23 protein-coding genes are annotated in these 25,765 nt (G+C 46.9%); 3 read left to right on the top strand and 20 right to left on the bottom strand.

The features are described from left to right. Window positions 1–38 precede the first annotated feature (38 nt). Both RH45_RS03175 and RH45_RS03170 read left to right on the top strand, forming a co-directional pair. Window positions 39–476 carry a universal stress protein gene (locus RH45_RS03175; RefSeq protein ID WP_008073751.1) on the top strand — a complete coding sequence of 146 codons (438 nt, stop codon included), beginning with the start codon at window positions 39–41 and terminating at the stop codon, window positions 474–476. A gap of 155 nt (window positions 477–631) precedes the next feature. Continuing rightward, window positions 632–1,027 (top strand): DUF2061 domain-containing protein, encoded by a 396-nt coding sequence (locus RH45_RS03170; RefSeq protein WP_008073750.1) that lies wholly within the window; start codon window positions 632–634, stop codon window positions 1,025–1,027. A 13-nt stretch (window positions 1,028–1,040) separates the two neighbouring features. On the opposite strand, the gene RH45_RS03165 is transcribed toward RH45_RS03170, so the two are convergent. Continuing rightward, entirely contained in the window at window positions 1,041–1,841 is an 801-nt protein-coding gene (locus RH45_RS03165) for a glycosyl hydrolase 2 galactose-binding domain-containing protein (RefSeq protein WP_008073749.1), read from the bottom strand. Window positions 1,842–1,965: 124 nt separating this feature from the next. Beyond that, window positions 1,966–2,376: a ribonuclease E inhibitor RraB gene (rraB, locus tag RH45_RS03160; RefSeq protein WP_005472754.1), complete on the bottom strand. Its 411-nt coding sequence runs from the start codon at window positions 2,374–2,376 to the stop codon at window positions 1,966–1,968. 564 nt (window positions 2,377–2,940) lie between these two features. On the opposite strand from rraB, the gene arcA reads away from it, so the two are divergent. Further along, window positions 2,941–4,161 carry an arginine deiminase gene (gene arcA, locus RH45_RS03155; protein WP_008073743.1) on the top strand — a complete coding sequence of 407 codons (1,221 nt, stop codon included), beginning with the start codon at window positions 2,941–2,943 and terminating at the stop codon, window positions 4,159–4,161. A 74-nt stretch (window positions 4,162–4,235) separates the two neighbouring features. On the opposite strand, the gene tldD is transcribed toward arcA, so the two are convergent. From tldD to RH45_RS03065, 18 genes are all read right to left on the bottom strand, one after another. Next, window positions 4,236–5,681, bottom strand: a complete 1,446-nt coding sequence (tldD, locus tag RH45_RS03150; protein ID WP_008073741.1) for a metalloprotease TldD — start codon at window positions 5,679–5,681, stop codon at window positions 4,236–4,238. Further along, window positions 5,678–6,508: a carbon-nitrogen hydrolase family protein gene (locus RH45_RS03145; protein ID WP_008073739.1), complete on the bottom strand. Its 831-nt coding sequence runs from the start codon at window positions 6,506–6,508 to the stop codon at window positions 5,678–5,680. Before RH45_RS03145 ends, tldD begins: the two co-directional genes overlap by 4 nt. A 12-nt stretch (window positions 6,509–6,520) precedes the next feature. Further along, on the bottom strand, window positions 6,521–10,390 hold the full coding sequence (locus RH45_RS03140) for a YhdP family protein (protein ID WP_008073736.1): 3,870 nt from the start codon (window positions 10,388–10,390) through the stop codon (window positions 6,521–6,523). A gap of 9 nt (window positions 10,391–10,399) precedes the next feature. Further along, entirely contained in the window at window positions 10,400–11,869 is a 1,470-nt protein-coding gene (rng, locus tag RH45_RS03135; RefSeq protein ID WP_008073735.1) for a ribonuclease G, read from the bottom strand. Window positions 11,870–11,888: 19 nt separating this feature from the next. Then, a complete protein-coding gene (locus RH45_RS03130; RefSeq protein WP_008073733.1) occupies window positions 11,889–12,449 on the bottom strand; it encodes a Maf family protein in 561 nt (186 codons plus the stop codon). Between the two features lie 2 nt (window positions 12,450–12,451). Next, window positions 12,452–12,940 carry a rod shape-determining protein MreD gene (gene mreD, locus RH45_RS03125; RefSeq protein WP_008073730.1) on the bottom strand — a complete coding sequence of 163 codons (489 nt, stop codon included), beginning with the start codon at window positions 12,938–12,940 and terminating at the stop codon, window positions 12,452–12,454. Further along, complete coding sequence (gene mreC, locus RH45_RS03120; protein ID WP_008073728.1) at window positions 12,930–13,817, bottom strand: rod shape-determining protein MreC; 888 nt, start codon at window positions 13,815–13,817, stop codon at window positions 12,930–12,932. Before mreC ends, mreD begins: the two co-directional genes overlap by 11 nt. 50 nt (window positions 13,818–13,867) lie before the next feature. Further along, the gene (locus RH45_RS03115) at window positions 13,868–14,911 is read right to left on the bottom strand and encodes a rod shape-determining protein (protein ID WP_004747218.1); all 1,044 of its coding nucleotides are present in this window, start codon (window positions 14,909–14,911) and stop codon (window positions 13,868–13,870) included. A 152-nt stretch (window positions 14,912–15,063) separates the two neighbouring features. After that, window positions 15,064–18,885 carry a DUF6701 domain-containing protein gene (locus RH45_RS03110; protein WP_008073725.1) on the bottom strand — a complete coding sequence of 1,274 codons (3,822 nt, stop codon included), beginning with the start codon at window positions 18,883–18,885 and terminating at the stop codon, window positions 15,064–15,066. Next, window positions 18,882–19,319 carry a hypothetical protein gene (locus RH45_RS03105; RefSeq protein WP_008073722.1) on the bottom strand — a complete coding sequence of 146 codons (438 nt, stop codon included), beginning with the start codon at window positions 19,317–19,319 and terminating at the stop codon, window positions 18,882–18,884. Before RH45_RS03105 ends, RH45_RS03110 begins: the two co-directional genes overlap by 4 nt. Beyond that, window positions 19,309–20,034, bottom strand: a complete 726-nt coding sequence (locus tag RH45_RS03100) for a PulJ/GspJ family protein (RefSeq protein ID WP_008073720.1) — start codon at window positions 20,032–20,034, stop codon at window positions 19,309–19,311. The genes RH45_RS03105 and RH45_RS03100 overlap by 11 nt, the downstream gene beginning before the upstream one ends. Further along, window positions 20,034–20,585 carry a type IV pilus modification PilV family protein gene (locus RH45_RS03095; protein WP_008073718.1) on the bottom strand — a complete coding sequence of 184 codons (552 nt, stop codon included), beginning with the start codon at window positions 20,583–20,585 and terminating at the stop codon, window positions 20,034–20,036. Before RH45_RS03095 ends, RH45_RS03100 begins: the two co-directional genes overlap by 1 nt. Then, a complete protein-coding gene (locus RH45_RS03090) occupies window positions 20,582–21,061 on the bottom strand; it encodes a type II secretion system protein (RefSeq protein WP_008073715.1) in 480 nt (159 codons plus the stop codon). Before RH45_RS03090 ends, RH45_RS03095 begins: the two co-directional genes overlap by 4 nt. Before the next feature lie 147 nt (window positions 21,062–21,208). Further along, complete coding sequence (locus RH45_RS03085) at window positions 21,209–21,658, bottom strand: prepilin-type N-terminal cleavage/methylation domain-containing protein (protein WP_008073713.1); 450 nt, start codon at window positions 21,656–21,658, stop codon at window positions 21,209–21,211. A 32-nt stretch (window positions 21,659–21,690) separates the two neighbouring features. Next, window positions 21,691–22,266: a prepilin-type N-terminal cleavage/methylation domain-containing protein gene (locus tag RH45_RS03080; protein WP_008073706.1), complete on the bottom strand. Its 576-nt coding sequence runs from the start codon at window positions 22,264–22,266 to the stop codon at window positions 21,691–21,693. Between the two features lie 78 nt (window positions 22,267–22,344). Further along, a complete protein-coding gene (locus RH45_RS03075; protein ID WP_008073704.1) occupies window positions 22,345–22,827 on the bottom strand; it encodes a hypothetical protein in 483 nt (160 codons plus the stop codon). Continuing rightward, window positions 22,811–24,031: a type II secretion system F family protein gene (locus tag RH45_RS03070; RefSeq protein ID WP_008073702.1), complete on the bottom strand. Its 1,221-nt coding sequence runs from the start codon at window positions 24,029–24,031 to the stop codon at window positions 22,811–22,813. The genes RH45_RS03075 and RH45_RS03070 overlap by 17 nt, the downstream gene beginning before the upstream one ends. 8 nt (window positions 24,032–24,039) lie before the next feature. Further along, a complete protein-coding gene (locus tag RH45_RS03065) occupies window positions 24,040–25,764 on the bottom strand; it encodes a GspE/PulE family protein (protein ID WP_008073700.1) in 1,725 nt (574 codons plus the stop codon). Window position 25,765: the final 1 nt, after the last annotated feature.

The raw sequence follows: 25,765 nt of genomic DNA, 5'->3' as shown, positions 1-25,765 counted from the left end.
CAGCTTCAAGTAAGAAGCAATGCCAAAGAGAATAAACAATGTACAAGCAGATTCTTGTTCCAGTCGATTTAAATGACAAAGGTTTTTCTGATAAAGCCATTGAGCAAGCGGTATGGCACGCGAAGCATGCGAACGCGCAAGTTCACCTATTGAATGTTTTGCCTGGCATTCACATGTCTATGGTAGCCACCTACTTCCCTAAAGATGCTGCGCAGAAAATGCGTGATGATGTTGAAGCTCAGTTAAAGCTGTTTGCCTCACAACACATCCCAGAGGAAGTGGTATATAAAGCGCACGTCGCAGAAGGCAAAACGTACTCAACCATCTTAGACTATGCTGAAAAGTTAGGCGCAGACCTGATCATTATGCCAAGCCACAAACGCTCGAAGATCGATAAAGTTGTGCTCGGCTCAGTGGCCAGTAAAGTCGTTCAAAACTCACCAATCAATGTAATGGTGGTGAAACCGCAAGGCTAAGTACGCAGCTTAACTCGCCCAACATGAAAAAAGCGCGTTCACCGCGCTTTTTTTAATCGATAAAACCTATCAAATTAATAGCATCAAGCAGATTTAACTAATAAGAATAATTCTCAATAATAGTCTTATCGAAACAACCACGATTGGGCTTCATCATGAAAAAGACGCTTACTTTTGCTGCACTTCACTTTACGATTGCGTTCAGTGTTGCATACATACTGACTGGAGATATTTTATTAGGCAGTCTGATCGCGATGATAGAACCAAGCGTTAATACCGTTGCATTCTACTTCCACGAACAAGTTTGGAGCCGTAGCAAGGCACTAAAAACCTTGGCGCGTTCGGCCAAAATCAAGACAACCAGTTTTGCTGTGGTTCATTTTAGCGTCGCGTTTGGCGTGGTGTATTTGCTGACTGGTGACGCATTCGTCGGTGGCATCATGGCTGCCATTGAGCCTAGCATAAATACCGTGGCGTACTATTTCCACGAGAAAGTATGGCAACGCAAGCACCACGGCCAGTTTACTCACTGGCATAGTGCTCACGCTTAGACAACAACACTCTTTATAGCGGGAAGTGTGTGACACATAGGTCTTTACTTAGGCCTATGTTGAAGCGCTGAACTTGGCCATCCAACATCACCTCTAGCTGATACAAATCCGCTGGATCCGGCGCAGTAAGATCGGCATAGATTGGCGCTTCAACTTGAAACAATGCACTCGCATGATCGCTACGAACATCGATGGGCAAGTGGTAGGTCATGCCATTGAACTTCACTGATGCGGAGACCAACCCCGGAGAGTATGTTGTGTAGTGGAGATCGACCATAAATTCACATCCCCCTCCGTGATGCCAAATCTGTTCTGTCGAAATATGTTCTAAACGAACATGGCGAATGAACTGCAAATAGGGCTCTCGCCAGATGCCAATACGGGAATCGAACGGCTTGTAGACCTGTTCCCCCAAAGAACACAGCTCAACCTGGTCGTCGGCAAATAAGAGATCTTCCTCTTCTTCTAAAAACAAGATTTCAAATCGATTACGACCTTTTTGTAGATAGGCACGAATGTCTTTCTTGTACTCGGCTTGGGAGCCGTCGCAATCAAACACAGCGATGCCGTTAAGACGAACTTCAGCATGGTAATCAACACCACCCAGAATCAGATCCACCGATGGAAAGGAGAGCATAGCGTCATCCACTTCAATATCGTGCATCAAGTGCCACTCTTGCTGAGCGATCTCTTGCTCCGACAACGCCTTTGGTAGCTTATCGCTCAATGGCGCCGGAAAGCTAATATCGTCTTGGGGAACAGATAAATCTGTAAGCGGTGAGATTTGCCAAAGGCCGGCGAGTGAAAGCTGCATAGATGAGAGTACCAATCGAGATATTGAGCTAGATCAAATTCCACCCGATTATAATCAAGCGATTGAGATAAAGATACAAAAATGCCAGTCACTTGGACTGGCATTTTTATATGAACTGACGGAATTACTCTTCGTCGTCTTCTTCCGGGTATAGGGCATCTTCACCTTCGTAGTAAGTACCCCAGCCATCATAAATAATGTCGTACTTTTCAGCTAAATGAATCAGCTTCTCGACTTGCGCATCAATGGCTTCAGCATCAAGTGCCGACTCCATCGTCGCATCACAACAAAGCAGCTTATTGCCGTCTTCGTCTTCCGTCTCTTCCGCTTCTAGTACTTCAAAGCCCATCTTAAACGCTTCAACGACGGCTTTTTCCAGCGTATCAAAGTCTTCAGCAAACAAGTGGTGTTCAATTTCATACAGCGCATCTGGATCACTACCATCTTCTCGTAACGCTTGAATGATGTCGCGAGTCTCTTCCTTTTGAATCTCAATTAATTCTTCGACTGATAGATATTCATCTTCATGAGACATAGATTGTGCTCCAGATAGTGGCAAAAATGATCATAATTTAACGCAACGGACTATCGCATGGATCCAACGAAAATACTACCCGGAATAGCAGAAGATCGGGATCTTTTAGCCTTGATGTTGGTACGTCAAAGAACGATCAAGCTCACACCCTGAGAAAGTTAACAATTTTTTATCATCTGGGTGATTTAGAGTTTTGTATTGCTCGCAGCCACTATCGCTTGGTTTTTATTATGCGTTTTTATTTTTTTCCTATGCATATACTCAGTCGCCCCTTTTTTGCATAAATCTCGCTTAATTGTTTCGCTTTCTCCGCTTTTTTGCATAGCTATTCTATTGATGACAATGTTCACCATTCACAGCATAAGCAATAAGCGAATAGCCAGTCAGTTCGTTCCGTTTCAGTTTAATTATCAATTTTGGTTGTTTATAAACAAAAACAAATACCAGTTAACATATAAAACCAACTTTAGTTGATTTTGTAAAATTTAGCTCCACTCTGGTTGCTTGCATATTGATCACAACCTTGTCATAAATACGCTCAGGAAAACACTGTAAGGATACAAAATGAGTAAGCTGTATGTAGGCTCTGAAGTTGGCCAGTTAAGACGAGTCCTGTTAAACCGCCCAGAGCGAGCGCTGACCCACTTAACTCCCTCTAACTGTCACGAGCTACTCTTTGATGATGTACTTGCTGTCGAAGCAGCAGGGGAAGAGCATGATAAGTTTGCCCAAACTCTCACCGAGCAAGGCGTTGAGGTACTACTCCTTCACGACCTATTAGTCGAAACCTTGGCAGTGGCTGAGGCAAAACACTGGTTACTCAACACTCAAATCTCTGATCTACGTTACGGGCCCATTTTTGCCCGCGACTTACGCGCATATCTCGCTGATATGGATAACGAGCACTTAGCGACAGTGCTATTAGGTGGCCTCGCCTATTCCGAGCTACCGATTCAATCCTCTTCGATGCTACCTAAAATGCATCGCCCATTGGATTTCGTCATTGAACCACTGCCTAATCATTTATTCACCCGCGATACGTCATGCTGGGTGTATGGTGGTGTGTCACTAAACCCTATGATGAAGCCAGCTCGCCAGCGTGAAACCAATCACTTGCGGGCCATTTATCGCTGGCACCCTGTGTTTGCTGGTCAGGACTTTATTAAGTACTTCGGCGACGAGGATCTGCATTACGATAACGCCAACATCGAAGGCGGCGATGTATTAGTGATTGGTAAAGAGGCGGTACTCATTGGTATGTCTGAACGTACTACGCCTCAAGGTGTTGAAAATCTTGCGGCTAGCCTGTTCAAAAATGGTCAAGCCAAAGAAGTGATCGCGATTGATCTGCCTAAACACCGTTCCTGCATGCACCTAGATACGGTCATGACACATATGGATATTGATACTTTCTCTGTTTACCCAGAAATCATGCGTAAAGATCTCGAGACTTGGCGTCTCAGCGCGAAAGATGACGGTGAAATGAAGGTAGAAAAGGTGCCAAGCTATATTCATGCCATTGAACAAGCACTCGGCGTCGACTACCTGAAGATCATTACAACGGGTGGCGATAGCTATGAAGCTGAACGTGAGCAGTGGAATGACGCCAACAACGTTCTCACCGTTAAACCTGGCGTAGTTATTGGCTACGAGAGAAACGTCTACACCAATGAAAAATACGACAAAGCAGGTATTGAAGTACTGACCATTCCTGGTAATGAACTTGGCCGCGGTCGTGGTGGTGCGCGCTGCATGAGCTGTCCAATTGAGCGAGACGGTATCTAACTCAATTCAGAAACAATAAGGGTTGGCCTTTAGTGCCAACCCTTATTTATTTCTAGTCATGCCGCTTGAATGATTTACTCAGTACCGCCCACGGTCAGTGAGTCTAACTTCAAGGTAGGCTGACCAACACCAACCGGTACACTTTGGCCCGCTTTACCACAGACACCGACGCCGCGGTCAATGCTCAAATCGTTTCCGACCATAGAGACTTGCTGCATTGCTTCAATACCAGAGCCGATAAGCGTTGCCCCTTTTACTGGTCGGGTAATCTTGCCATCTTCAATTAAATACGCTTCAGATGCTGAGAAGACAAACTTACCCGATGTAATGTCGACCTGACCACCACCAAAGTTTGGTGCGTACAGACCTTTCTTAACCGTTGAGATGATCTCTTCTGGCGTATGCTGACCCGGCAACATGTAAGTATTTGTCATACGAGGCATTGGTAAATGGGCATACGACTCACGTCGTCCATTACCTGTTGGGTTGACTCCCATCAAGCGAGCATTGAGCTTGTCTTGCATGTAACCTTTCAACACACCATTCTCAATTAACGTGTTGTATTGACCAACGACACCTTCGTCATCAACATTTAGTGAGCCACGCAGATCCTTCAACGTACCGTCATCCACAATCGTACACAGCTCAGAGGTCACTTTCTCCCCTACCTTGCCACTGAATACAGAAGACTCTTTACGGTTAAAGTCACCCTCTAAGCCATGACCAACCGCTTCATGGAGCAATACACCGGGCCAACCTGAGCCAAGGACCACTGGCATTGCCCCAGCAGGCGCTGCGTCGGCTTCCAAATTGATAAGCGCCATACGAATCGCTTCATCGGCAAAATGATAAGCCACTTTCACGCCATCATTTTCCGACAAAAAGAAATCATAGCCAAAACGACCACCGCCACCAGCACTGCCACGCTCACGGCGATCGCCTCGCTGTGCAAGAACACTGATCGACAAGCGAACCAATGGACGAACATCTCCGGCATAAGTACCATCAGTTGCGGCCACCAGCATTTGCTCGTGAACCCCACTGATGCTGATCGACACTTCTTTTACCAATGGTTCTTTGGTACGAATGTATGCATCTAACTCTTTTAGCAGTTGTGTCTTTTGCACTTTTTCCCAGCTTGCTAATGGGTTTACTGCATCATAAATCGTTTGGTTATCTGTACGTTTAAACGCCTGTACAGTCGCATTTTGACCGTGTTGAGCAATGCCTCGCGCCGCAATGGCACTTTGCTTTAACCCTTCGAGCTGAATTTGGTCTGAGTAAGCAAAGCCCGTTTTTTCACCCGTTACGGCACGAACCCCCACACCACAATCAATATTGAACGAGCCATCTTTAATGATGCTATCTTCCAGCACCAATGACTCATGCCAGCTTGACTGGAAATAGATATCAGCATAGTCAATCTGGCGCGTCGCCATACTTGCTAAGGTATCTGCAACATCTTGCTCCGTCAGGCCTGCGGCCCCTAGCAACGCGTCTTCTACATGATTAATTGTCATACTTCGCTCTTACACTTTAAATGATTGTCAAACCTGGTGTGTTTAAGCACAGGCATCGCTGCTCTCAATTCTTGTACTTGATTGAGATCGATATCGACCACCAGATTTTGAGGCTGATTGTTTAAACTTGCGATCACCTCGCCCCAAGGGGAGATCACCATTGAGTGTCCCCACGTTTCTCTTCCGCAAGGATGAATATTGCATTGGTTAACAGCCAAGACCCAGCTTTGGCTTTCTATCGCGCGTGCTCTCAGTAACGCTTGCCAATGCGCCTCTCCCGTGACAGCCGTAAATGCGGCGGGAACCAGAATCAGATCGGCGCCACGTTGGGCTAACTCGTTATACAACTGAGGAAAACGCACATCATAACAAATTGTAAGCCCTAGATGACCGATCGGGGTTTTGAGAGACACAATTTGTGAGCCTGGAGTAAAGGTTTCTGACTCTCGATAACGGCTGTGACCATCCGCCACATCAACGTCAAACATGTGTAGCTTGTCATACTCTGCGACGCACTCTCCCTGCGGATTGAACACCAAACAGGTTGTCGTAACACCAGAGGAACGGCGAATCGGCATGCTGCCCACTACCAGCCAGACTTGGCACTGCTTTGCCAATTGCGCCAATTGGTGCTGGATTTCTCCTTGCCCAATCTGCTCCGCTGCTTGATGGTAATCGGTTCGACTACCAAACACGACGCAGTTTTCTGGCGCGACGATAAGCTCAGCACCCGCATCAGCGAGTGCGATAACCTGCTTCGATATATAAGCGATGTTCTCCGACACATCTGCGCCAGAAGTCATTTGTATCAAACCAACTCGTTCCATGAGTTTTACTCCTTATTCTATTGCTTCACGCAAACTCTTAGGCAGTTTGAATTCGCCCTTACTTCTCGACAGTTCCTTAACAACTGGGGCATCCAGTGGACCTTTAACCTCATAATTAACCTGAGTAAAGACTTCTACCACCGGCGAGATTACGGTGGTGATCGCCAATACATACAAGGCAGTCTGAGGGGTTACAGCAAAAGCGGTTAATACCGGAATTCCAGAGGTGATATCAGGTACGAAGTTTACTTCCGCATCAACGCTACGACTGTTAAGGTTGGCTAAACCACGAATCGACATTTCACCCGCCACCGCGTCCATCTGAATATCGTTGGTTAGGAAGACTCCATTTTTAATCTGGCCACTCCCTGTGATGGAGTTAAATGCCATTCCCTCATCAAACACGTCTGTGAAGTCCAACTGCATTTTGCGAATAATCGAATCAAGGCTGAATAACCCCAGTAAGCGAGCTGCACCGCTAACATCTGAAATAACGCCTTTACCCAACGCGGTACTCACATTACCTTGTAGAGTACTCACCTTCATTGCCCAAGGCGCGCCGTCCCACTCAACATTCGAGCTCATTTGGAACGGAGCCCGTTGAATACCCGACGAAATACCAAATCGTTCCATCAGATCACTGTTGTTATCGCCAGACATATCAACATTGAGCTTGGTATGACTCTGATCCCCTTTGAGTAACCAAGAACCACTCATATCCACTTTATTACTGCCGCTTTCAAACGAGAGCTTTTTCCACTCTATGCTGTCACCTTGACGCTGCACATCCATATGAGTTTTGCCGACCTTGTAGCCTTGCAGCCAAAAGTCATCGATTGTCAAAGTGATATTGGGCACTTGCTCATGGAATTTGCGGTCAAATTCACTGATCAAAGGCAAGTCTCGAGTTTCCGGTTCAAACAATGATTTGTCTTTGTACTCATTATCCAGCGCTGGAATAAACAGATGTAGACGCTCTAGTGCAACGGACAAGTCGTAGGGCGCCAAATAGCTCGCCTCACCAGACGCCTCTTGGCTCTCGAGACTCATATACCAGCCCAGGCCTTTCTTCTTCGCTGAAAAATCAACGTCGTTCCACTCAATACCAGCCAAAGTCAGCTCTTTCACCGTCATATCAACCCGCTGTGGCATGGGTATTTGTGGGCTCTTAGTCCGACTCAAAGTGGCCGGTTCGGGCTCTGGTGCAGTGAAAAATTCAATCCAACGGTCTAAATCAAACTGAGCACTGCGCACTTGGGCATGATGCCCAGCTACAGGACTGATTTTGAAACTGCCTTTCCCCAGGACCAAGTTGGTTGCTTTCAGCACAGGAATGTCCGGACGAATATCAATTTCAGTTTGATACTTTAAGTTGGGTAACTGCAATCGAGCCGTAATACTTTCTTGGTTTCCCGAAGCCTGAAGGCGAGCTTTGCCAGACTGTTTAAAGTCTTTGTTTAATGGGTATGGATAATGACTCTTCACCATGCGTAAATCTGCACTGGTATCGATTTGATAAGTAAAGCCGATGTCATTAAGCTGAATGTCGACACCCATACGCCAGGGTGCATGGCCGTCGAGAGGATCGGTCCATTTTTTACCGATGTATGGACCAATGGGATCAATGTCCCAATCCCCCACAACATCAATATCGACACCATACCCTTGAGCGACATTTTCACCTGAGAAATCTATCGCGACAGCTTGTTCGAGCAACTGTGCAGATAGACCCGCCGCCTTAACAACATCGTTATCGAACTCAATCCGACCACTGACATCGCTCAAACTGATTGGTGGAGTTTCAATCTCAACCTGCGCTTGGTTCAGATCCGCATAGCCCCATGCTCGTGGCTCCTGCTTACTGCTAAACGGGATCTTGAGTTGGAAATTGGCATTAACTGGCCCCTTAACTTGAACAGCCGTTAACGCTGCGCCCACCGAATCAACCAAAGGCGTGGTATTCATGTAATCACGAACCGCGTTGCCTTGTGCAACCGCGCTCGCCTCAATTTCGATATGTCCACCTTCAGCTAACTCAGGAATTCGGCCAGTGATTCGCTTGGCTTTTACGTCTTGCAAGATGGCACTGTGCGAGTCCAAGTACATTGCGTCATTTTGAAACAATAAGTCGAGCTGCAAATCAGTAATGGGCGGCCAAGCCGTATCGAAGCTGAATTTTGCTTGCTTAAGCCCAACCCAAGCCTGGAACATGCCGTCGTTAGCTTGATAAGGAAATTGTGCCAACTCACCATACCAGAGCAGTTTTGCTGTATTGACTTTACCGGCTTGGATAGCGCTTGATAAATAATCGGTTAGGTCTTGTCCGAGAGCAAGAGTGGGTAAATAGCGCCAAGTTTCACCAGCATTGTAGAGGTCAGCTTCGGCATAGAAGGATAAAAACGGGCTTTGACCGTTAGGGAAATCTAATCGAAAGGCCCCTAACACTTGTAAGTCAGGCGTGGCTGCGGTGACTTTATCGGCCCATAATCGCCATCCCGATGCATCTCGCTGCCAAACGATGTCCACTTCACCTTGTTTGATGTTCAGTGGCGCTTGGAAAACATCACCATACGGCAGTACATCATCAATCAATGACACCTTAGCGCGGGCTTGATGTAAGTCCCCACTTACTTGGGCCGATAAGTGATGTAAACCAGGCAACAATTCCCACTGCGCCATGGAGCCCTCTGACAGTTCTGCTGAGTAGCGCAAGCTGTCGGTGTCGTCTCCCATGGAAATACGCACATCCTCGACTAAGCCGCCAATGGAGAGTGTTTCGAGTAATTGGCTGGTTTGCATCGACTCTGGGGCGAGCTTAACTAAAGGGGTAATCGCTGCGATATCTAGTTGAGAGACATTTAATCGCCACTGCTCAGGCTGCCAATCAAACGCCATATCCAATTCCGGCCACTCAGTTTCATCGGTACGTAACCTAAGTGAGTGAGCATTAACTTGCCAGCCAAGTTCGGTTGGATCGAGTTCCAAGACTCCAGACTCGATAAATAGCTCATGGGTTTGCCCCTCATGCCAAATTAACTCTGACGCTTCTAGTTCTAGGTAGGCGTTGACGGGTTTCGAGTGTCGTAGGGTTAACCAGCCGTTGAAACTAAGTTGTCCTTTCTCAATTCCGGTTTCCGTTTTGAGGTACTCAGTTAACCAAGGGGTGACCAAGACGTTTTGTGCTGATAGATAGAACTCCCCCGAGACATCTGTCAGGGAGCCATTATCCACAAAGTTTGCTTTCACCAGAGCAGAGTTAATACGGCTATCAGCAATACTGATCTCCCCATCAGCCAAGTGATGGCGGCCATTGTTCTGCCAGCGCAACTTCGCGATATCGAGCTGGCGATCTGCGCCATCTATTCCTTGGAACAAGATGATTGAATCAAGCAATGAAAAGTCATCCAGTTGGCGAAGAAGCAGTGAGTCTAACTGCTGAATCACATCTTTTTGTGAGCCAGTAGGTTCAAGGACAGGCTTATCTTGCTCATTTTTTACCGTCTCGACAGAAGTCATGTCGAGTTCCAGTTGATGGATGCTCAGATCCGCCACCACTGGCTGCTGCTGAAGCAATGACTGGATTAAATCGAGTTCAACTTCAATTTTGTTAGCGCTGAAATTGATATCACTGCTTTCGGGAGTATGAACTTGAACCCCTTGAAGTGATATCGAGGGGTGGGTGTTACGCCAAAAGCCATTTATTTCAGCGATTTCTAGGTCGAACCCAGAACGGTCACTGATCCAGCTCTTAATCGGTTGTTGAAAATGATTAAGTTGAGGTAACGTAATACGCAAAGCCGTCACAGCGATGGCAAGAAGTACCAATACCGTAACGGCTCCCCATAGTAGAAACCTAATCAAACGACTTGTTGTCGAACTCACAGATAACCTTTACATCATAACGACATCAAACTGCTCTTGGATATAAAGAGGCTCAGCTTGAATTTTAACTTGCTTACCAATAAAGACTTCGAGTTCCGCTAACGCATGCGACTCTTCACCATGTAAGGTATCCGCCACAGCAGGAGATGCATACACAACGAATTTATCGGCGTCGTAAGCTCGATTCACTCGTGTAATCTCACGCAGGATCTCATAGCAGACCGTCTCGACAGTCTTAACACTACCGCGCCCTTCACAAGTTGGACAGGTAGAACAGAGGATATGTTCAATACTTTCACGGGTGCGCTTACGCGTCATCTCAACCAAACCTAGCTGAGTAAAACCATTAATGTTGGTTTTCACTCGATCTTTGTCTAATGCCGCTTCTAAAGAGGTAAGTACTCGCTTACGGTGCTCATCTGAGGCCATATCAATAAAATCGATAATGATAATGCCACCTAGATTACGCAGACGAAGCTGACGAGCAATCGCTTGGGTTGCCTCGACATTGGTATTGAAGATAGTTTCTTCGAGATTACGTCGACCGACGAACGCCCCTGTATTGATATCAACGGTCGTCATTGCTTCCGTTTGATCGATGATCAAATAACCACCCGACTTGAGCTCGACCTTACGCTCTAAAGAGCGCTGAATTTCGTTCTCGGTATCGTACATATCAAAGATGGGTTTATCCCCTTCATACAACTCAAGCTTTTCCGTTAGCTCAGGCACGTATTCAGAGGTAAATTCTTTGAGATTTTCGAACTCCTGACGGGAGTCGACTAAGATTTTGGTCAACTCAGTACCAACAAAATCACGTAGAATTCGTTGCGATAAACCCAGCTCACCGTAGAGCGTTGAACGAGTTTTGTACTTGGCTTTGCGCTCCATCACTTTCAACCACAAGCGCTTGAGAAAAGCCGCATCTTGCGAAAGTTCTTTATCCAACGCGCCTTCAGCCGCGGTACGAATAATGAAGCCACCATTTTCATCACAATAGTGGCCAACCACTTTCTTGAGTCGATTGCGCTCTTCTTCACTTTCAATACGCTGGGAAACGCCAACATGGCTTGCTCCTGGCATAAAGACAAGATAGCGGGAAGGCAGAGTGATATCCGTCGTCAGACGGGCCCCTTTAGTGCCTAATGGGTCTTTGACAACTTGCACCACAATATCTTGCCCTTGACGAACAAGCTCTGAGATATCGCGTACTTGGAACTGTTGCTTCTCGTTTTCCGCCACACACTCAGTATGCGGGACAATATCGGAGGCATGTAAGAAAGCCGCTTTCTCTAATCCAATATCGACAAACGCCGCTTGCATGCCCGGCAGCACTCGGCTGACTTTTCCTTTGTAGATATTCCCTACAATTCCGCGCTTTGCTTCACGTTCCACATGGATTTCTTGTAGGGTCCCCCCTTCAATCATGGCCACACGAGTCTCACTCGGGGTCACGTTGATCAGCAACTCTGCACTCATGAGCGCACCTCAATCTGAATTATAAAAATTTTTGCAGCAGCTGGTCAGTTTCAAACAATGGCAGTCCTACCACGGCGTGGTAGCTCCCTTCTATCCGAGTAACAAAGCGTCCACCGATCCCTTGAATACCATAACTACCAGCTTTATCGCACGGCTCACCTGTATGCCAATATTGTTCTATTTCATTCTCTGACAGGTGTTTGAACCATACGTCGGTTGATACGACAACCGTGTGTTGTTTTTCTGCGCTGACGACCGTTACTGCCGTCATCACTTGATGCTCTCGGCCTGAGAGCATCGTTAGCATCCGCTTGGCATGCGCTAAATCACTCGGTTTCTCAAGCACCGTTTGATCGCATACCACTATGGTGTCAGAGCCAACAACAATGCTGTTTGGGCTCTGAGATAAGGCTGCCTGCGCTTTATCTTGCGATAAGCGTGCCACATAGTCGTAAGCACTTTCATCCGCTTGACGCGCTTCTTCGACATTGGTAACCAAAATCGAAAATTCATAACCAAGCTGTTGTAACAGCTCTTTGCGGCGCGGAGAGCCTGAGGCTAATATTATTGCGTTTTCCATGACTACCTCACATGCCAATGACGACGGACTCGGCGCATTAGCAAGAACATCCACGGCCAAAGGACACAGTTAATGAGCCCACTCCACAACGACACCGGGTTGAATGTCACGTCTTGAATTAAGTATTCACCACAGTAGATCAATACGTCCAAAATAACGGAGAACAAACCGATCAAAATGGCTTGTTGCCACAACGCCATGTTACGGATAACCAAGAAGTTGAGCGCGGCAAGGTAGATGACTATCGAAAGCATCATACCGCGTATGCCCAATGTAGAACCAAGCAACAGATCCCATAACAAGCCTAAGATCAACGCGCTACCGACATTGACACGATGCGGCAAAGCCAATACCCAATAGCAGGTCACTAATAGCAACCAAGAAGGGCGAATCAAATCCAGTGTTCCTGGCCACGGGATAGTCTGTAGGGTTAGAGCGATGATAAAGGAGAACAGGATCACCAACCGCCCTTTAAAGATGCTATTCGCCATCCGTTACTACCTCTTGCATATTTTCTGGTGCTGCCTGCTGAATTTTCTCTTGGCGAGAATCACTTGGCCAAATCAGCAACAGGTAACGAAGGCGTTCAAAGTCAACCACAGGCTCCGCTTCAATCAAGGCAAACTCACGTGCGTTATCACGTTCAACATTCGCCACATGAGCCACTGGGTAACCTTCCGGGTACACGCCACCCAAGCCAGAAGTAAGCAGTAAATCCCCTTCCTGAATATCTAGGCTAATTGGGATATGGTCGAGATTAATACGTTCCATATTGCCACTGCCAGAAGCAATGACACGGATATCATTACGGATAACCTGAACCGGAATAGCGCTCAAGCTGTCTGTTAGCAACAATACGCGGCTATTGTGTGCCGATACAAACGTAACCTGACCAACAATACCCTTTTCGTTCGCGACAGGCTGACCGACGTAAACACCATCAATCTGACCTTTATCGATCACCACTTGATGGCGATAAGGAGAGGTATCTACTGCCATGACTTCGGTCACCACTTTGCGCTCATCACGCACAAAGGATGAGCCTAGCAGCTTGCGTAAACGTTGGTTTTCTTCTCGATATTGATCCAGAAGAAGGAGATCATTTTTAAGGCGCAAGACTTCTCGTTTTAGGGTGTGATTGCTTTCCATGACGTTTTGGCGAACGTTAAATCGCTCATAAACCCCATCAAACATCACCCGAGGTACATCTGCCAAATACTGAATTGGCGCCACCATACTGTTGAGAAAGTAGCGGACTTGGGTGAATGCACCTAAACGACTATCAGCCAGCATAAGGCTGGCTGATAAAATAACGGCAAAAAACAGACGTAATTGAAGTGAAGGTCCTCGGCCAAAAATAGGCTTCATCGAATATGAGTTCCTTGTCTCTATGCCCTAGCGATTACTAGGGATTACGATTATTCTTCGCTAAACAGATCGCCACCGTGCATGTCGATCATTTCCAGAGCTTTACCGCCACCACGAGCCACACAAGTGAGAGGATCTTCAGCAATAACAACTGGGATACCGGTTTCTTCTGTCAATAAACGATCGAGATCTTTTAGAAGCGCACCACCACCCGTTAGTACCATACCGTTTTCTGAAATATCAGAAGCCAGCTCTGGTGGACACTGCTCAAGTGCAACCATAACCGCAGAAACAATCCCAGTCAGTGGCTCTTGCAGAGCTTCCAAAATTTCGTTTGAGTTAAGGCTAAAGCTACGCGGCACACCTTCAGCTAAGTTGCGACCACGAACTTCGATCTCTTCAACTTCATCACCAGGGTACGCAGAACCGATTTCATGTTTGATCTTCTCGGCAGTTGCTTCACCAATCAAGCTGCCGTAGTTGCGGCGAACGTAGTTGATGATCGCTTCATCAAAACGGTCACCACCGATACGTACTGATGAGGAGTAAACCACACCATTCAATGAGATAACGGCAACTTCCGTTGTACCACCACCGATATCGACAACCATGGAACCTGTTGGCTCAGAGACACGCAGACCTGCACCAATAGCAGCGGCCATTGGCTCATCAATCAAGTACACTTCACGTGCACCAGCACCGAGTGCCGACTCACGAATCGCACGACGCTCGACTTGTGTTGACCCACAAGGTACACACACAAGTACACGTGGACTTGGCTTTAGCACGCTATTGTCGTGAACTTGTTTGATAAAGTGCTGAAGCATTTTCTCAGTCACATAGAAATCGGCGATAACACCATCTTTCATTGGACGGATAGCAGAAATGTTGCCCGGTGTACGACCTAGCATTTGTTTTGCTGCGTGACCTACAGCAGCCACGCTTTTACCCGCTCGGTTGCGGTCTTGACGGATAGCAACGACTGAAGGCTCGTCTAGGACAATGCCCTGTCCTTTAACGTAGATAAGAGTGTTGGCAGTACCTAAATCGATTGATAGGTCATTTGAAAATATGCCACGAAGTTTTTTGAACATATTCTTCGCTCGTCCTGAAAGAATTATAAGATAGAAAATTGCACTAAATGTACCAATGCCTTGCCACTACAGCAAGGCATTGAAGCGTAAACATGGGCTGAAACCCGCAATTTCTAACAGATTCTTAACGATAGGCAAATAAATGACAAAGTTTACTGTCCAATTAAGCCAGGTTCGCCACGAAAGATCACTCTATCGTTACCACGGAAAATACCAAAAGTAATCACGGCCGAAGGATCTTCGTCACCATTATTTCGCCAATTGAACCTTAGCCAAGGCGCATCTGGTATCACACCATCACTCTCACACTGCACTGGGTTCTCTCCCGTTAATGCCTCTGGTGCAGTCGCATTGATACGCAACCAAACACGAACCTGCTCACGTAAGTCAGCTTGTGCATTATTGTGATCAATCTGCACATTGGAAGCACTACCGGCTAGTACCGTTCCCTGCCCAGTTAATGTCACATCACTTTGCGGGGCGTTGTCTGTACGCCAAATGACTTGATGACAATGGTCATCAGCATCGAACAGTGTACCGCTATCTTGATCATTAACCTCAAAGCGGTTCTGATTCCAAAACTCAACTTGCAGCGGAATGGTTAACCCGGTTTGACCTGTCACTGTGCCGCCATCAAATAAGTGCATCCGACCATAGCGGAACTCTGGCTGACTTGGGAACACCACGTCATCAGAGAACGTATCGCCATTCGAATCTGATGTTTTAAATTGGATGGTATCGGTCGAATCTTCAATGGCGAGCCCGAACCTTGCATTGGCTGAATTAAACGGACCGTCAGGTTCCGTCACATCATTCCCCGCAATCGGTGTAGTGAGCAGTTTTTCGAAACTGAAGTCGTCAAAGTCGAGCGCTAAACGGGCGGTATCAACATTACCTCCAAACGGTAATTGCCAGAATGCTCTCGCCCCCCATTCACCGTCATTCCAGTTTGTCGTCGCTAATGTACGTGTCGAAAGGTCACTGCCGTCTAGTTGCTCAGCGAAGTAACGTAGATCGACAATGATGTCATCTGCAAACAAGCCATAATTGCTCGTCGCTATATCCGTGGCATTTTGCGCTTCAACACTAAATTGATGACCAATTGGCTGACTCATATAAGCAAAACCGGTATGACCTGCGGCATAATCCCACTGTTCGCTCACCGTGTTCATCACCAAGTGCGCCGGATAGAAGCGACCAATAGCTTGGCTATGTGGATCCAAAGCCATGGTGAGATAAGTGGCGCTCGTGGTGAACTCAAGCGTGCCTACCTCACTCCAGTTATGTTCTATTTGCAACTCGGAAGCGCTGTTATCGAAGCTTGGCACAGTGGCTGGGGTAACAGTGGCTAATCGACCGCCACTTGGATAAGCGAGAGTATATTGAACTGAGAGTGGCCCCGAATCTTTTGCGTAATTAGCGGTGATATTCAGCGAACACACATCAGGATTGGCGTCGTTAGAATAGATGACGGGGCGATAAGTCACTGAGAAGTCATTTCCCGCCGCCATAAAGCCAAAACCACTGTCCGTCGTCGCTGGGTTAGTGTTACTACCATTGCTGGCTTCTTGGACATTACATAAAGCGATCTTCCACGGACGAGAGCTAACGGTAAACGTCCCTGTGAGTACGCCATTTCCGTCAATCGGACAACCTGACAATCCAGTACAATCAAAATTACTGTCGGTTAACGTCACCAAAAACTCGCCAGATTCATCAATGGTCAGCGTATCTGTGGTACGGCCATTTTCTCCGGACGTAAACACCGGAGCAAAGTTAAGGCTACCATTAACACCACCTTGAGCGGGGCTTGGTGTTTGGACTGCATGGTTGATCATCGGCGTGCCAGAGTAACTTGCCGCAACAACCGGGGTGTTGTTAACGTCGCACGCAAGTACTTGAGTTTCTATGCTCTGCTCTTTGCCTGCAACAACCTGAAGATCTTCGGCAGAAAACTTAAAAGGCAAAAAGCGATAGCTGCTGGTAACGACTTGATTGCTGTCTGCAGACATTTGAGCACGCAAGGTATACTGGGTATCGAGCAGGGTTTGACTCGGGTTAGTCGATGAGACAATCAACTTAAGCTGACCATTAGCATCCGTCGTAAAGCTGCTACCCGAACCTGAGCCGATTCCATCCGCGACATTGGCTTCTAGATAAGGCGCATCCCCCACACTATTGCGATACAGCTCTATCGTGACTCCTGTTGAAATAGGTGACGAATTATTGCTGGTAGTGAAAGTAAACGTTGGCAAATCACCGCCACACATCAAGCCGATATCAGTGGCTGGAGAAACGGAGAGTTGGTAGTTGTCACTTGGAGTCGAACACTGACGAGGAGGCTTCGCATCCAACGAATTGTTATTCGAGTTAAACGAGATGATTTGAGAAGAGATGGATCCCTCAAAGTCGAACCCAGTTCCGGTGTAAGTAAAGCCACCAACCGCGTCAATGTACAACAAAGCCTTCATAGTCAAGTTGTTGCGGGTTGTCAGTATTCGTGAACTGGCGCTGTGACCAATAAGAATCAAGTTCTCATAGTCTCCATTCGCATTTAGCGACACCCCATTGCCGTTGATAAACATATTCCGGTAATGAATATAGACTTGACCAGAGGTTTCAAGTCGTGCGCCATTAGACAAATTAATATTGTTTATCCAATAAACCCCAGGGGAAAGCGTCAAACGACGATTATTACTAATATTAAGGCTTTGGTATTCACCAGGCGTTGCAGTACAGTTATTCGAATTACAATTTATATTCGCAGAACCCAGCTTAAATGACGGTAGCGATGGTGGAAAATCTGGATACGTCACACTACCATCAAAACTACAACTTTCTATTGTCGAGCCGTCATAAATACAACCACTGTTATTTCCCGCAACAGAGACAGAATTAAACGCCAATGGCTGACGGCTAGGTAGAGAAACCGTATTGCCGTTACCACTCATAGAAAACAGGCCTGATACCGGAACACCGTTGAAATAATTGTTATTTTGTAAGGAACTTGGGAAATACTCACACAGCTCAACACTAGGTGTTCCGTATACAAAAAAGCCTATCGTTTCGTTTACGGGGTGGCTGCGATTAGTTGCATCTTCCTCTAGAGTAATCGTGAAGTGGTCATCTGCGGACAAATCACACGCTCGTAGCCATCCGCCATCGCCACCATTTCTGGTCTGCTTCTTACCTATAACACCATAATCACTGAAACTTCGTGGCAAAGGGACTTCATTATTGTTGCACGAGTTGGTTAGCCCTGAAATACCATTACCTTGATTATAAGATCGGTTGGGAAGCACGAAAGAGAAATCTACCCCATCAGCTGTAACACCAGTAAACTGCGGAGCGGCTAAATAACCAAAGGTTCTCGAACGGACACTTGCCGCAGGTAAGCTTTGACGACCAAACTCTAGTGCATAACGAAAGGTATTACTGTTGACATTGCTGACCGTTGTCGTAACCCAAGCTGTCCGCCCTGCATCTGGCTGAATCTGCGCTAATACGATGGGAGTCTGGCCATTGAAATTAACGTTAAAACTCCGACTGTGCCAACTCTCTCCTGCTCTGTTGCCTTGACGCTGATAGCGAGACGCGGTCAGCTTACCGACCTCAACAATTTTATCGGGTTGTGCAGGATCAGGCGCCCATTGACCAGGTTCTGCGACAAAATAATAAATTGGGTCCATATCGAGGTTAGAGCCGCTAAAGACATTATCTTGGCGAACGAAAGCGCTCGTAGTACTGACAGACTGTACAACTGCAAGAGCCGGCCGATCATTTGCCAGATTAGATTGCTCTATCGAAGACATTAAAAAAACCACGGGGGCTTCAGAATAAGTATTATCAAACACTATTTCGCAAGCGCTCGATTGGCAGTCTTGGCCGGTAATAATGCCAAATTCAAATTGCGCGAATACTGGATGACTAAACCCGAGTAAAAGCAGCATTACAAACTGGACGAACTTTCTCATGGAGTGTCCCTTAACCACACTTCTTGGCTGCGTTGCATCTGGTTAAGCCCAGTTCCACAAATAGCAATCGAAGTTAATACGTAAAGCTGGGCGCCATCGGCAAGTACGCCTCCACGCGGCTCACACTCAATGGCCACGTCTTGGCAGCTTACACTAGCCGTAACCGCTCGCGTTGTTCCATTAGCCGCTAAGCAGGCCGCCGCAACATCGAACGAATCCGTTAGCGCGGCACGCGGTGGGTAGATGTCTCTAAGGACTAATTCGTTCGCAGAGTAAGCAAGCAAAGAAGCTTGTAAACCCATCACATCTTTACTGTGAGCGTCACTATTTGACCATTCGATACGGCTCAAACTGGTCGCAAGAAAGCCCATCACTACTAGAACAAAGATGACCACTATATACAAACTGCCTGATTGCGCTTTCCTAAGGAACATTGATCACCTGCACGTCTTGACGGAAGTTGGTCGACTCATCCCCAGCCTGATTAGTAAAGTTTAGGTTAATATGAACAATGCCATTGTTTTGTACGGTCGCTGGTGTGTAGTTCAAACTTCCTGTTACCCCTGAATCCGATACGGGAACAATGTTAACTCGATTGACCAAACGTTGGACTCTCTGGTTTATCAAACAGTAACTGACCTCTCCATTCGCATCATAAACGTAGTGGCGATTAGAGACTGAGTTGCCGACGAGATTATTAGCGTCATCATTAAGAACAAACACCTGACTCGCACTCGAGACGGCATCAAGAGCAAAAACATTGTTCGTCGGGGTAGGCTCAGTCGGGTTGATCACGAGAGATAGCTCACTAATATCATCTACGGAAAGGTTTTCAGTCCCGACAACAAACTGCAAGTCGGCACCAGACACTGCGTAAAAACCAGAGGTCACAATCGGAAAAAACGAGATGCAGTCATCGGCCCCTGCAAACACCAGATCATTACTGAACATGTTTGGCACCGCATGACGCACTTCACGCGACATCTTTTCCAAGACAAACTTAGCTTGGATTTGCAAACGTTGCCTTTCAATCGTATCGCTGTAACCGCGAGCACCAAGCTCGACAAAGCCTGCAATTCCGAGCACTAAGATACTGCCAACAATTAAGGTGATCACCATTTCAATCAGGGTGAAGCCGCGCTTACTCATCAGTAATTCCCCTTCAACGCCTGTAATTGAATCGGAACTTGATTGATTGCTGAGACGGTGAGAACCACCCTCTTAATCAAGCTTTGCTCTTGATAAACTACATCAACATCTAAGCGAAAATTCCGGTAGCTGGTATTACCTACACCATCACCGACTAACACATTCAAATCCTTACAGCCGTTTGCTCCTTCAGGCTCCCAGCAGCCAATATAATCATCCACATCGTTGTAGTCGGTGACAGCCTCTCCATCATCCCCCAGTGGATTAACCGACACATCGGTCCCTGAGCAGAATTGATGGTTAGTTGCGGCCGCTGCACCTTCTCCACAGCGCAAAGAGCCACCCGTAAAATCGCTATATTGGTCAAAACCACGAGCGAGAATCGTAGACATCACACTTTGACCCAATGCTGCCGCGCGGGTTTGATAGTGAGGGTTCGCCGAGCGCGTGATTTGTGGAACGAGAAATTGGCTAATGGTGATCATGGCGAACCCCATCACTACAATGACGATAATGCTCTCAACAAGGGTAAAGCCTCTCACTTTACTCATGAGCACCCTCCACGAGACACATAACCTTGCGTGTTGATCGCTACGGTACAGCTTTGCTCACTAGAAGTAATGGTAATGGTGGCACCAGAGGCGGCAGAACCAGCAGGATTACCGAGAAGGTCAAAGTAGAGAGGTGCCGCAGGGTTAGAGGTAAAGGTCACCGTATCGGAGCGGACCCAATCACTACGAGAATCAGAAGCTTGCTCACACGCGGCTCCTGAGCCAACGCAATTGGCTTCTACATCAAGGACAAAATTACTATTGGTCGCCAAGGCTGCGCTCACACTGACGTTAGACTGCATACGATTTACTTGAACTTGGCGGACAACAGATATGACTTGCTCTTGCACTACCATAGCTGCCACGTCGTCGCGACCAGAATAACGACTCGCAGCGTATAGGGAGATTATCGCTAATAACAAAATTACGACGATAAGTTCAACCAAGGTAAAACCCGCACCCAGTTTACTGTCCATATTCAACCTAAGTAATTCAATTTACTGGTTAGATTATAAGTGAGATTCACTAAGCTGCAGTCGCTTTCTGTCGAAATTGAGAAGGAATTATCGTGAAGGAAGAGAGTAGAAAATAGTAAGGCCAGCAAAGCTGGCCTTACTAGAGGATTATTGACAGCCTGTACCTAAGTTAAGCAAGGAACTTGCAGCAGATGCTACTGAGGTACCAGAGGCTTCATTGTAAGTCACCGTACATGTTGTATCCGTAGACTCAAAACCAAATGTAATAGAAGTATCGCTACTACTCGTCACGGCCCAGTCAGTTTCTAAACCAACGACAGCTGCAACGATACCAGATGAAGTCGCATCAGGGTAACCAAATGCCGTAGCAATACCATCAACGTTTGCAGCGCCACTTGCCTCAACACCATTAATGGCAGCCTTACCGTAAACAATGCCCGCAGCTCCATCAATAGCGCCTTTTAAACCTTGCAATGACGCGTTACGCGCATCATCTTGCAAGTTTAAAAATCTTGGTGCTGCAGTTACTGCAAGAATACCCAGAATAACAATTACCACCACTAGCTCAATTAGGGTGAAACCGCCTTGTCTTTTCATAGTTATCATCTCTCTATGTTGTTATCGCAGTATCACTGCAGCGTTACGGTCACACGACCATTTTCTATTTCATACTCAAACTGATGGTCGGTGTTACCTTCTTTCTGTGTATAAATACATTTAGACGCACCGTCATCCGCTTGGGCTGTATACTTTACGTTCGAGTCACTTGCTGCGTTATCCACCGTATCGACGTTAGGTGGGTTTTGCAGCAGGTTGTTCATTAAATCGATGCAATCCTGATCAACCAACTGAGTAGGGAAGCTGTTGTTATCTGTGTTCAATGCCAGTGGATATCCGTCACGAAACCCTGTATCGGCACCACTGCTATCTTCGGAACGTGTTAACCAAAAATCGACACCATCATAGTCGACAGTATTGTACTTCTCGTTATTCAGCGTGGTAGAAGGTCGAGCCTCTGCCTCCCATTGCGCTCTAGCCGACAGTACCCCTGTTGCAAAGCCTCCCGCAACCCCTTCGATGCTGGCTTTTTTGGCTTCATCCGTCACATCTAGAAAGCGAGGCAACGCAGCGACAGCAAGTAAACCGACCACCACAATAACCACGACGAGTTCAACTAAAGAAAAGCCTGATTGCTTGTTATACATATACACTTTTTCCACTTATCAGTACTGCGTATTATACCGAGGCATTAGTCCAGCGCCACGATTACTCCATCAAAAAGACTACTCCGCCACAAAAACAACTTTAGCAGAAAATTGCTTATTGTTCAGGTCGATAACAAGGTGTCGATTATCGCCATAATCGTAATCGCAGCGATAGTGTGTGTCACCTTTGCTGAGGTCACCCACCTTTGCCGGCATACTTTCTAACACTCTCTTTTCCGGATAGAGTACGCCAAGCCAGTAATCACAATCTACGCTATTTTCGTTCTGTATTGGTAACACCCAACCATTTTGCGAAATAGCTAACACCTTTTCGTCCAATTCCAATCGTGGCGGCTGCCCAGCCAATAACCACTTTTGTTTGTAAAAGCTTGCCCGCTCAATAATTCGCTTGCTCGCCACTAAGAACGCACTATCACTGGCTTCATTTTCTACATCTTGAAACGACGAAATAAAACTCAACAGCAGAATGACAATAACCAGTAACCACACGCTAAACCTGACTCGGCGTAACAAATAGTATTGGCTAGCCTTTAATCGCATCGAGCATGCCCCACATCGGTAGGAATATACCCAATGCGAGAATCAAGACCATACCCGCCACAATTAACAATAAGATAGGCTCAATTCGTGCTGTGAGTGTTTTTAGGTCGTAATCCACTTCGCGATCATAAAAATCAGCGACTTCCAGCAGCAGCTCATCAATGCGCCCCGTTTCTTCACCCACTGAAATCATCTGAATCACCAATGGGGTAAAAATACCGCTATTTATTGCCGTCGCTGAGATCGTTCCTCCAGCCTCTATCGACGCTTTCATTTCAAGTAAGCGATTCTCAAGAAACCGGTTACCTAGCGCTTCAGCCGCTAACGCTAGCGATTGGTTTAGCGGTACACCTGCTTTAAGCATTAAGGCAAATGTACGGGAAAATCGTGACAGTTGCGCCCGATTTACTAGCGGCCCAACAATGGGCATACGTAGACGAAATTTATCCCATTTTTCGCGCCCAGACGCTGTTTTAACCCAACTACTGAATGCAAAGAAAAGCCCAACCATCACGGCAATCATCACTAGCCAATAATTAACGAAAAAGTCAGAAGTATTAATCAAAATGCGCGTCGGTAGCGGCAGATCGACCCCAAAGCGGTTGAACATGGTGGCGAACTGAGGAATGACTTTTACGTTGAGAATAAACAGAGCAACCACGATAAAGCTGATCACAAAAGTCGGGTAACGCATTGCCGTTTTAATTCGCTTACGTGTCTCGACCTCTTGTTCATAGTAATTTGCCAGTTGCAGTAACGCTTGATCTAAGCGACCCGTGTTCTCACCGACATTGATCATCGAAACAAACAGCTGGCTAAACACTTTTGAGTGCATCTGCATCGAGCCCGCTAAGCTGCGTCCGTTGGTCAACTCTTGGGTAACTTCTTCCAGCGCAGTTTGCAGTTGCTTATTCGCGCAGTTGGTACTCAAGCCTTTCATTGAGCGTAACAAGGGCACACCCGCTTTGGTTAAGCTATAAAGTTGACGGCAAAATATAACCAACGCTTCCAGCGGTACCGCAGGGGTAAACAGAGCTTTGAGGTCAATATTAAAAGCAGACTTACCTTTTCCAACTTGTAGTTGCGTAGGAATAACGCCTTTGCTCATCAACTGCTCAGCCGCAACATCTTGGTTGGCCGCTTCTATTTCCCCAGAAACCGCACTGCCATCTAAATTTCGCCCTTGGTAATGAAATATAGCCATAGTTCAACCTAGAGGTAGATCGCTTGCACAACGCCGGACGAATCACCTTCACCTAGGCTCATCACTTCATCTAAGCTCACCACTCCGCTCATTGCTAACTCCATCGCAGAGGCAAGCAGTGGCTTGTATGAGCTTGACTGGCGAGCCACTTGAGCAAAGCCGACCGCGTCATTGGCGCGCAGCATATCCATCATGTCTTGCTCAAGTTCAAGCATTTCAAAAACACCAATTCGGCCGCGATAGCCAGTTAAGTTACAGTTCTGACACCCTCGCCCTTTGACAAACGCACTCTCAACTTGATTCGGGAAGCGCTGTGCCAGCCATTGGCGTCGAGCCTCGTCAACCGTATCTTCTGTTTTGCAATCCGGACATACTTTACGCACCAAGCGCTGAGCAACCACAGCTCGCACTGCACTGGCAACCAGATAGCCAGGAGCCCCCATATCCATCATTCGCAACGCGCTATCTACCGCGTCGTTCGTGTGTAAGGTACTCAATACCAAGTGACCCGTTAACGCCGCTCTCAAACCTATCTCAACAGTCTCTTTATCTCGCATCTCACCGATTAGAATGATATCTGGATCTTGGCGTAGAAACGTTCTCAGTACGGTGGAGAAATCGAGGTCGATTTTAGGGTTTACTTGAACTTGATTGACCCGTGGCAAACGATATTCAACCGGGTCTTCTGCAGTAATGATTTTCTTGCCCGGAGTGTTCAGTTCACTCAAAGCGCCGTACAGCGTGGTGGTTTTACCCGAACCAGTTGGGCCAGTGACCAAAATCATGCCATGCGGACGCTTTAATTGGCGACGCAATCGTTCGAGGAGGTGCTGAGGGATCCCAGACTCATCAAGTTTACGTACACCAGACGATTGATTAAGTAAACGCATAACCACAGACTCACCGTACTGAACGGGCATGGTGGACATACGAATATCGACAGACTGACCTTTAGCTTTGATATTGAAGCGCCCATCTTGAGGCAAGCGTTTTTCCGAAATATCTAGGTTTGCCATTAGCTTAAGGCGTAATACCAAAGCAGGGGCAATGTTGACTTCATTCAGCAATGTCTCGTGAAGTACCCCGTCAATACGCTGCCTTAAGCGCAATACATTCGCATCAGGCTCTATATGAATATCAGAGGCGCCAATTTGTATCGCATCCTCAAACAGAGAATTAATCAGTTTAACGACGGTGACTTCGTCGCTGTCTTCGCCTTCAATATTAAAGTCAAACGCTTCGACCACCTGGTGTTCGGCTTGCAGCTGCTCGGCAAACGACGCGATCTCTTTAGTACGTCGGTAGTAACGATCAAACCCATCGACGAGCTGCTTTTCAGGGGCGACAACAAACTCAATGCCATATTGAGGCAACTGGCCTAACAGAGCTTCTTGAGCAAACAGATCGGCAGGATCACTCATCGCAACCCGCAATGTATCATGCTGACGACCAATAACGAGTGCACGCAAGCGGCGTGCATGAACCTCGGGAAGCAGTTGAACCGCATCAACATCGACGTCTGCCCGACTTAAATCAATCAGCGGGATATCTAACTGTTGAGATAAGAAGCTCAACATTTGATGCTCGGTTAAAAAACCGAGTTCAATTAAGGCCGCGCCCAGCTTTCTACCCGTCGATTTTTGCGCGGCCAGCGCTTGTTCGACTTGTTGTTCGGTGATGATGCCTTCTTCAACTAACAGATCGCCGAGACGTTTACGTAGCTTAATTCGCACT

It is taken from the genome of Vibrio sinaloensis DSM 21326 (assembly GCF_000189275.1).
Classification (GTDB): Bacteria; Pseudomonadota; Gammaproteobacteria; order Enterobacterales; family Vibrionaceae; genus Vibrio; species Vibrio sinaloensis.
The sequence above is the reverse complement of the archived record's forward strand: the minus strand, read 5'-3'. Positions and strand labels throughout refer to the sequence as shown.